We start from the raw sequence: 8,546 nt of genomic DNA, 5'->3' as shown, positions 1-8,546 counted from the left end.
ACCGGCAGGCTCAGGGTCTCGTCGAACAGACGGGTCGAGACATCGACCTCGCCGACCCCACCGAGCACGCGCTGGCGCAGGGCGACATCCTGCCAGTCCTCGACGTTGCGGCGCAACGTCTGTTCCGCGTAGGCCCCGCCGTCGATGTAGTGGAACAGGAACGGCGGCAGCTTGCGGCGTGCGGCCTCGCGGAAATCGCCGGGCGAGGAGATGATCACCGCGCTGCCTACTGCAGGTTCACGAACATGCCGCCGTCGACCAGCAGGGCCGCGCCGGTCACGTATCTGGCCATGTCGGAGGCCAGGAAGACGACGGGGCCGCCGAGATCCTCGGGTTGGCCCAGGCGGCCCAGCGGGATGCGGCCTTCCATGTACTGGCGCTTCGTCGGATCGGCGAGATCGTCCTTGTTGATGTCGGTCAGGATGGTGCCGGGCAGGACCGAGTTGCAGCGGATGCCGTGCTTGCCTAGGGCGATGGCGCAGGACTGCATCAGGCTGTGAACCCCGGCCTTGGTCGGGGTGTAGTGCGTCTGGTACTCGCCGCCGACCAGTGCGCTGATCGAGCTGACCGCGATGATGGCCCCGCCGTCTCCCTGTTTGACCATCTGGTTGGCCGCAGCCTGGGTCATGAAATAGGCCCCGTGCAGATTGACCTCCATAGTCCGCTTCAGCGTCTGCGGCGGCATGTCGAGGAAGGCGTGGAAAGGGCATATGCCGGCGTTGGAGACGAACACGTCGACGCGGCCGAACGCTTCGACGGCGGCATCGACGAAAGCCGCTGCGCTTGCGTGCTCTGCGACATCGCCCTCGACGTGGATGGCGCGGCGGCCGAGTGCCTCGATCTGGGCGATGACCTCGGCCGCGACATCGCCGCCCTTGTCGGAGTGGATGGCGACGTCGGCACCGTGACGCGCGCTTTCGATGGCGATGGCCGCTCCGATGCCGCGCGAGCCCCCCGTAACGAGGACAACCTTGTTTTCAAGCAGCATGCGGGCTCCGGTAGCGTGGTGGCTCAGGGTTTGGGTGTCCAGCCGAGGTCGCGGCTGATGGCGTTGGCCGCCTCCGTGACCGTCACGGTCAGGTCGGCCATGCGGGCATCGGACATGTACTGGGCGGCGCTGGAGACGCTGAGAGCCGCGACGATCTTGCCGTCCACGCCACGCACGGGGGCGGCGACACAGCGGATCTGATCCTCGTTCTCTTCCAGGTCGAAGGCATAGCCCTTGGACGCGTAGCTGCGCATCCGTTCCAGCCAGACCGCGCGGGCGGTGGAATCGAACGGCTTGCCGTCAGGTGCGTAGAACTCGGTCCATTCGGGTTCCGACTTGTCGAGGATCAGTGCCTTGCCCAGACCGGTCGAGGCGATCGGGTGACGCTCGCCCAGGCTGGAGCCGATATTGATGCGGCGGCGCCCGGCGACCTTGTCGAGATAGAGCGCATGATGACCGTCGAGCACCCCGAGGTGGACGGTGTCCTCGGTCTGCGCCGAAAGGTGCTCCAGCCAGGGCCGGGCGATGCGCGGCAGATGCATCTGCTGGCTGGTCGCATGACCCAGTTCCAGCAGCTTGGGTCCAAGGGTGTAACCCTCGCGCGGGCGGAAGGAGAGGAGGCGGCGCTCGACCAGGGCGGCGGCGAGGCGGTGGGTCGTGCTGCGGGTCAGCTCCAAACGTTCCGACAGTTCGGCCAGGGGCAGGGGACCGTCGATCAGGGCATCGATCACGTCCAGGCCCCGCATCAGGGTCTGGCTGCCCGAAGCCTTTCCGGCAGCGGGCTCTTCTGTTTCGAGCTCGATTGACGCAGTTTGTCCCATCACGTAATCACCTGTTTCAGAATGTAGCAAAACACGCAAGCTGGAGCTCGATTGCACCCCCAGTTTGACGCGCCGTGCGGAGGAACGCCAGTGTCATCCCGAAATATGGGAATCAATAGCCCGGGAGTGGTTTCGTGATGACGCGGTTGCCGAAGATCAAACACGTCCGTGCCTTCGTCGTGAAGAACGACGGGACCGGAGGCGGCGCCGACTATCACGATCAGGGCGACGGCCACTGGATCGACGACCACATCGCCACGCCGATGGCCAAATATCCCGAATACCGCCAGAGCCGCCGCAGCTTCGGCATCAATGTGCTGGGCACCCTTGTCGTCGAGATCGAGGCCGAGAACGGCGTGGTCGGTTTCGCGGTGACGACCGGGGGCGAGCCCGCCGCCTATATCGTCGAGAAACACCTGGCCCGCTTCCTGGAGGGCCGCGATCCGTCCGAGGTCGAGAAAATCTGGGACCAGATGTATTTCTCGACCCAGTATTACGGCCGCAAGGGTCTGGTGGTGAACGCCATCTCGGGCGTCGACCTGGCCCTGTGGGATCTGCTGGGTCGCCTGCGCCAGGAGCCGGTGTTCGCCATGCTGGGCGGCCCGGTCCGTGACGAGCTGACCTTCTACGCCACCGGCGCGCGGCCGGATAAGGCGAAGGAACTGGGCTTCATCGGCGGCAAGATGCCCCTGCACCACGCCCCGGCCGAAGGCGAGGAGGGGCTGCGCAAGAACCTCGCCGAACTCGAGGCCATGCGGAACGCGTGCGGCGACTTCTGGCTGATGTTCGACTGCTGGATGGCGCTGGACCTCAACTACGCCACCCGTCTGGCGCACGAGGCGCACAAGCTGGGTCTCAAGTGGATCGAGGAGGCGCTCAGCCCTGACGACTACTGGGGCTATCAGGCGCTGAAGAAGGCCGCGCCCAAGGGAATGCTGGTCACCACCGGCGAGCATGAGGCGACCCGCTGGGGCTTTCGCATGCTGCTGGAGATGGAATGCTGCGACATCATCCAGCCGGATGTGGGCTGGTGCGGCGGCGTGACCGAACTGATCAAGATTTCGGCCATGGCAGACGCCAAGGGGGTGCTGATGATCCCGCACGGGTCGTCCGTCTATTCCTACCACTTCGTCGTGACGCGCCATAACAGCCCGTTCGCGGAGTTCCTGATGATGGCCCCCGGCGCCGACGAGGTCGTGCCCATGTTCCATCCCCAGCTGATCGGCGAGCCGGTTCCCGTGAACGGTCGCCTCAAGGTCCCCGACACCCCCGGCTTCGGCGTCGAGCTGAACCGCGACATCACCCTGCACCGCCCCTACGCGCGCTGACCCTTTCTCCCCCTGCCGAGACCCTCTGATGAAACTGCTCCGCTACGGCCCCAAGGGTCAGGAAAAGCCCGGAACCCTGGATACCCAGGGCCGCATTCGTGACCTGTCGGGCATCGTCTCCGACATTACGCCGCACCAGCTATCCGGCGAGACGTTCGCCGCGCTGAAGGCCGTCGATCCCGAGACCCTGCCTCTGGTCGAGGGACAACCCCGTTATGGGGTTCCGGTCAGCGGCATCCGCAAGTTCATCGCCATCGGCCTGAACTACGCCGACCATGCCGCGGAATCGAACCTGCCGATCCCGCCCGAGCCGATCCTGTTTACCAAGGCCACCTCCTGCCTGACCGGGCCCGACGACGACGTCATGATCCCACGCGGGTCCAAAAAGTCCGACTGGGAAGTCGAGCTGGGCGTGGTGATCGGCACGCGTGCCCGCTACGTCACCGAAGAGGACGCGCTTTCGCACGTCGCCGGCTATGTGCTGGTCAACGACGTGTCCGAACGCGCCTTCCAGAAGGAAAAGGGTACGCAGTGGGACAAGGGCAAGGGCTGTGACACCTTCGGTCCCGTCGGTCCCTGGCTGGTGACGCCTGACGAGGTCGGCGACCATCAGGATCTGGGCATGTGGCTCGACCTCAACGGCGAGCGCATGCAGACCGGCAATACGAAGACGATGATCTTCAACGTCAAACAGCTGATCGCCTACGTCAGCGAATTCATTACCCTGGAGCCCGGCGATATCCTGACCACCGGTACGCCGCCAGGCGTCGGAGAGGGAAAGAAGCCGTCCCCCATCTATCTGAAGGCCGGCGACGTCATGACGCTCGGGATCGACAAGCTCGGCCAGCAGCGTCAGCAGGTCGTGGCTTGGACGCAAGAAGGCGTGGCATGAGCGTCTATCAGGGCCGTTTTGCGGGTCGGACGGCGGTCGTCACCGGCGGCGCATCTGGTCTGGGCAAGGCCGCAGCGGCTCGCATCGTCGCCGAGGGCGGGCGGGTCGTGCTCTGGGACCTGAACGCCGAGGCGCTCAAGGCTACGGCCGAAGAGATCGGAGCGGTGGACATCGTTGCGCTCGACGTCGCCGATCCAGAGGCCGTCGCCGCCGCCGCCGAAACCTCCAACGCCACCCTCGGCCGGATCGACATCCTGATCGCCTCGGCCGGCATCACCGGCGCCACCGTGCCGGTGCATGAATTCCCGATCGACAGCTGGAAGCGGGTCGTCGACATCAATCTGAACGGCGTCTTCTACTGCAGCCGGGCCGTCGTCCCTTTCATGCTGGCCAACGGCTACGGCCGGATCGTCAACGTCGCCTCGGTCGCGGGCAAGGAAGGCAATCCCAACGCCTCGGCCTATTCGGCGTCAAAGGCGGGGGTCATCGGTTTCACCAAGTCGCTGGGCAAGGAAATGGCCGGCAAGGGCGTGATCGCCAACGCCCTGACCCCCGCCACCTTCGAGAGCCCGATCCTGGAACAACTGCCGATCAGCCAGGTCGATTACATGCGCTCGAAAATCCCGATGGGCCGCCTCGGCGAGGTGGAGGAGAGCGCCGCCATGGTCTGTTTCATGGCGTCCGAGGAATGCAGTTTCACCACGGCCTCGACGTTCGACACGTCGGGCGGCCGGACGACCTACTAGGGTTGCGCGGGTGGCGTCGGACCTTCGTATCGTCGATCCGCACGTCCACCTGTGGGACCTGTCGCGCGCTCGCTACGGCTGGCTGCAGGACGATCCCCTGCCCAACAATCCGGCCGGTGATATGAGCGGGGTCGCTCACCGGAACTATCTCTTGAAGGACTACCTTGCCGACGCCGTCCCGTGGCGGATCGACAAACTCGTTCATGTCGAGGCGGGACAGCCGGTCGGCGCGCAACTCGGCGAGACGGAGTGGCTTCAGGCCATGGCCGACGAATATGGCTATCCTCACGGTATCGTCGCCGGTGTCGACGTGTTGGATCCCGATCTGGACAACTTGCTCGAGGCGCATGCGGCGCGGCCGAACGTGCGCGGCACCCGCCAGATCGTCTGCTGGCACGCCGATCCGCTGAAGACCTACACCGATCGTGATTTGCTAAAGAATCCGGCCTGGGAGGCGGGGTTGGCGAAGCTGGCGAAGCATGGTTTGTCGTTCGACCTGCAACTCTACCCGACCCAGATGGCCGCCGCCGCCGCCATCGCCGAGCGCCATCCTGACATCCCCCTGATCGTCAATCATGCGGGCCTGCCCACCGATCGCGACGACGCGGGCATGGCGATCTGGCGCGAAGGTCTGCGCCTGCTGGCCGCCCAGCCCCAAGTCGCAATCAAGATCTCCGGCCTCGGTATTACGGATCGGAACTGGTCCGTCGACAGCGTCCGCCCGATCATTCTGGACTGCGTCGAAGCCTTCGGGACCGAGCGAGCGATGTTCGCCTCCGATTTTCCGGTCGATCGGGCGCACGGGACGTTCGACGCCGTCTATTCCGCTTTCGACGCCGTGACTTCCGACTTCAGCCCGACCGAACGCGACCGCCTGTTCGCCTCAAATGCCGAGGCCATCTACCGCATCTGATTTGCTCAAGGCCGCGAAAGACGGCCGGGCCCGAGGACCCCAGGAGACGACCATGGTCAGTACGACCCGCACCCGGACCCAGCGCTCTATTACCGCCGCGTGTCTCGCCCTGCTTGTCGCCGCGCCGATGGCCGCCCGCGCGCAAACGGCTGAACGGGCCGTCGCGCCCGTCTCTGCCGTGGCACCCGCCGTGCCCATCGACCGTCAGGCCCTCGTCACCCGCCATAACGTCACCCTGACCGAGATCGATCGCCACGCGCCGATCATGCTGGGCAATGGTGAGCTGGGGTTTACCGCCGACATAACCGGCTTGCAGACCTTTCCCGAGCAGTATTCGGAACTCGCACCCTTGCTGACCATGGCCCAATGGGCCTGGCACAGTTTCCCCAACCCCGAGGGCTATACCGAACAGAGCGGTCTGATTCAGGTGCCGGTCCCGGGGAGGGGCGAGCAGCCCTACGCCTGGATGCGGTCCTGGGCGGATGCGGAGAGCAACCCGGCCTATACCTGGCTGCGGGCCAATCCTCACCGCTTCTCGCTGAGCCGGATCGGGCTGACGCTGGCCGACGGCGCACCTCTGGATTTCGCCAAAATCACGGCGACGACCCAGATGCTGGATCTGTGGACCGGCAGCTTGACCAGTCGCTTCACCTATGACGGCCAGCCGGTCGAGGTTGTGACGCGGGTGCATCCGGCGCTCGACATGGTGATGGTCGAGGTGGAGTCATCGCTCGTCGCAAGCGGCGGTCTCGGCGTTCGCGTCCGCTATCCGAGTGTCGATCCGGCGATCAATCCGGACCCGACGAACTGGGAGAACAAGGGGGCGCAGAGCGTGGCGATCGTAGCGCAGACCGACCACGAAGTACGCATCCGCCGCACCATCGATGAGACCAGCTTTAACTCCGCCATCGTGACGAGCGGCCGTATCGCTCGGGCCGGCGATGCGGAGTTTGGTGTCGCATCGGCCGGTGGCGACCGCCTGACCGTCATGATCCGCTTCGATCAGGCTGAACCAACCGCCGCGACCCCGGCCTTTGCTGAGGGCGTCGCAGCTGTCACCGCCCACTGGCGCGACTTCTGGGCCAACGGCGGAGCGGTCGATTTCTCGGGCTCTACAGACCCGCGCGCGGCTGAACTGGAGCGCCGCGTGGTGCTGTCGCAATACCTGTCCGCCGTGAACGGGGCAGGGGAGTTACCGCCGCAGGAGGAGGGTCTGTTCTCCAACAGTTGGTACGGCAAGTTCCATCTGGAAATGCACCCCTGGCATTCGGGCTGGCAGGCGATCTGGGGCCATGCCGATCTTCTGGAGCGGAGCCTGCCTTGGTATCTGGGTAACCTGGACAATGCTCGCGCCGAGGCCGCGCGTCACAGCGTGCGGGGTGCCTGGTGGCCCAAGATGACGGGGCCGGAAGGGCGCAACAGCCCCAGCCTCGTGTCGCCCTTCATCATGTGGCAGCAACCGCATCCGATCCTGCTGGCCGAACTGGTTTGGCGCGCCGACAACGATCCGGCCGTGCTCGACCGCTACGGTGAACTGGTCGAGTCCACGGCCGACCTGCTGGCCTCCTGGCCGATCGAGCGTGACGGGCGGCTGAACCTCGGCTCACCCATGATCCCGGCGCAAGAGAACTATGATCCCCTGACCACGACCAATCCGACCTTCGAGCTGGAGTATTTCCGCTGGGCGCTGGAGACGGCCCAGCAGTGGCGGGTCCGCAAGGGACAGGCCCGTCGCACCGACTGGGATCAAGCTCTGGCGAAGATTGCACCGCCGCCGATGCACGACGGCCTCTATCTGCCGATCGAGAACCTGCCGGACTTCTGGGAGACGGCCGCCTCGGACGCCTGCCGCGAACACGCCGCTGCTGCCCAGTGCAAGAACCGCGACCACCCGTCCTTCCTCATGGCCTATGGCTTCATCCCCGGCGCCCGGATCGACCCGGAGGCGATGCGCCGGACGTTCGAGGCGGTCGAGGCAAACTGGGATGTGCGCCAGACCTGGGGCTGGGACTTACCGATGATGGCCATGACGGCCGCGCGTCTGGGCGAGCCCGAGAAGGCCGTCGACTGGCTGTTCGCTGACCTGAAGAACAATCAATGGGGCGTCACCGGTATGACGCCGCGCGTGCATCTGGACGAGCATGCCGACGAACTGGTGCCCGTCTCCGCCGGCGCCGGCGGGGTAGCGATGGCGATCAACCCGGACGGCCCCGGTTACCGCCGCGCCGCCGAAACATACTTCCCGTCGAACGGGTCGTTACTGATGGCCGTGGGCCTGATGGCGGCAGGCTGGGACGGCTCCACCGGACACGCGCCGGGCTTTCCAAAGGACGGCTGGACCGTCCGGGTCGAAGGCCTGACGCCCGCGCCCTGATCAGAAAGACGAGGACCGCCCCATGTCGATTATGACGACGTCACGCCGCGCCGCCCTGAAGGCCCTGCTGGCCGCTCCAGCCGCCGGGGCCTTCGCCGGGGCCGTTCATGCCCAGACCACGCCGATCGCAGGGCAGACGGGTGCGCCTGTCTTCCCGGCACCGAACACTGCGCCTCCGATCCATCAGGTCGGCGACACGCCGCCGCCCTGGCCGACCTGGGAAGGCCCGGTGCCGGCCGACTGGGTGGATCCGGCCACGGGCCGCCGCATCGTCCGCCTGTCCGGCGACGAGGGCGGTAACAAGCTCTATTTCTATCGCAGCATGTTCACGCCCCAGGGTGACGTGTTCGTCTTCTCGTCGTCCGAAGGGATCATCAAGGTCGAGCTCAACAACGGCTTCCGCCGCTCGGCGCTGGTGGCTGATCCGAACGCCGATCTGCTGCTGACGGGGCGCAAGACGCGCACCGTCTATTATACTGTGACC

8 protein-coding genes and 1 pseudogene are annotated in these 8,546 nt (G+C 65.9%); 6 read left to right on the top strand and 3 right to left on the bottom strand.

The features are described from left to right. From ACILQR_RS14130 to ACILQR_RS14120, 3 genes are all read right to left on the bottom strand, one after another. Positions 1–218 (bottom strand): alpha-hydroxy-acid oxidizing protein (locus tag ACILQR_RS14130; RefSeq protein ID WP_395652030.1); only part of this gene is annotated, 218 nt, incomplete at its 3' end. Between the two features lie 8 nt (positions 219–226). Beyond that, positions 227–988 (bottom strand): SDR family NAD(P)-dependent oxidoreductase, encoded by a 762-nt coding sequence (locus tag ACILQR_RS14125; RefSeq protein WP_395652029.1) that lies wholly within the window; start codon positions 986–988, stop codon positions 227–229. A 23-nt stretch (positions 989–1,011) separates the two neighbouring features. Then, complete coding sequence (locus ACILQR_RS14120; RefSeq protein WP_395652028.1) at positions 1,012–1,809, bottom strand: IclR family transcriptional regulator; 798 nt, start codon at positions 1,807–1,809, stop codon at positions 1,012–1,014. A gap of 137 nt (positions 1,810–1,946) precedes the next feature. On the opposite strand from ACILQR_RS14120, the gene rhmD reads away from it, so the two are divergent. The 6 genes and pseudogenes from rhmD to ACILQR_RS14090 form a co-directional block, all read left to right on the top strand. Further along, a complete protein-coding gene (gene rhmD, locus ACILQR_RS14115) occupies positions 1,947–3,137 on the top strand; it encodes an L-rhamnonate dehydratase (RefSeq protein ID WP_395652031.1) in 1,191 nt (396 codons plus the stop codon). 28 nt (positions 3,138–3,165) lie between these two features. Continuing rightward, positions 3,166–4,029, top strand: a complete 864-nt coding sequence (locus ACILQR_RS14110; protein WP_395652027.1) for a fumarylacetoacetate hydrolase family protein — start codon at positions 3,166–3,168, stop codon at positions 4,027–4,029. Further along, positions 4,026–4,775, top strand: coding sequence for an SDR family NAD(P)-dependent oxidoreductase (locus ACILQR_RS14105; protein ID WP_395652026.1), 750 nt, complete (start codon positions 4,026–4,028; stop codon positions 4,773–4,775). Before ACILQR_RS14110 ends, ACILQR_RS14105 begins: the two co-directional genes overlap by 4 nt. 10 nt (positions 4,776–4,785) lie before the next feature. Beyond that, complete coding sequence (locus tag ACILQR_RS14100; protein ID WP_395652025.1) at positions 4,786–5,688, top strand: amidohydrolase family protein; 903 nt, start codon at positions 4,786–4,788, stop codon at positions 5,686–5,688. Between the two features lie 52 nt (positions 5,689–5,740). Continuing rightward, positions 5,741–8,062 (top strand): hypothetical protein, encoded by a 2,322-nt coding sequence (locus tag ACILQR_RS14095; RefSeq protein ID WP_395652024.1) that lies wholly within the window; start codon positions 5,741–5,743, stop codon positions 8,060–8,062. A 22-nt stretch (positions 8,063–8,084) separates the two neighbouring features. Continuing rightward, positions 8,085–8,546 (top strand): annotated as a pseudogene (locus ACILQR_RS14090) (hypothetical protein); the annotation flags it as partial.

It is taken from the genome of Brevundimonas sp. (genome assembly GCF_044239655.1).
Taxonomy (GTDB): Bacteria; Pseudomonadota; Alphaproteobacteria; order Caulobacterales; family Caulobacteraceae; genus Brevundimonas.
Note: the sequence above shows the minus strand (reverse complement) of the source record. Positions and strands in the feature narration are given on the sequence as shown.

What these genes read in the sequence shown, in the direction of transcription:
- ACILQR_RS14125 (WP_395652029.1), bottom strand. Translation starts at nt 988, where the DNA reads ATGCTGCTTGAAAACAAGGTTGTCCTCGTTACGGGGGGCTCGCGCGGC.
- ACILQR_RS14120 (WP_395652028.1), bottom strand. Translation starts at nt 1,809, where the DNA reads ATGGGACAAACTGCGTCAATCGAGCTCGAAACAGAAGAGCCCGCTGCC.
- rhmD (WP_395652031.1), top strand. Translation starts at nt 1,947, where the DNA reads ATGACGCGGTTGCCGAAGATCAAACACGTCCGTGCCTTCGTCGTGAAG.
- ACILQR_RS14110 (WP_395652027.1), top strand. Translation starts at nt 3,166, where the DNA reads ATGAAACTGCTCCGCTACGGCCCCAAGGGTCAGGAAAAGCCCGGAACC.
- ACILQR_RS14105 (WP_395652026.1), top strand. Translation starts at nt 4,026, where the DNA reads ATGAGCGTCTATCAGGGCCGTTTTGCGGGTCGGACGGCGGTCGTCACC.
- ACILQR_RS14095 (WP_395652024.1), top strand. Translation starts at nt 5,741, where the DNA reads ATGGTCAGTACGACCCGCACCCGGACCCAGCGCTCTATTACCGCCGCG.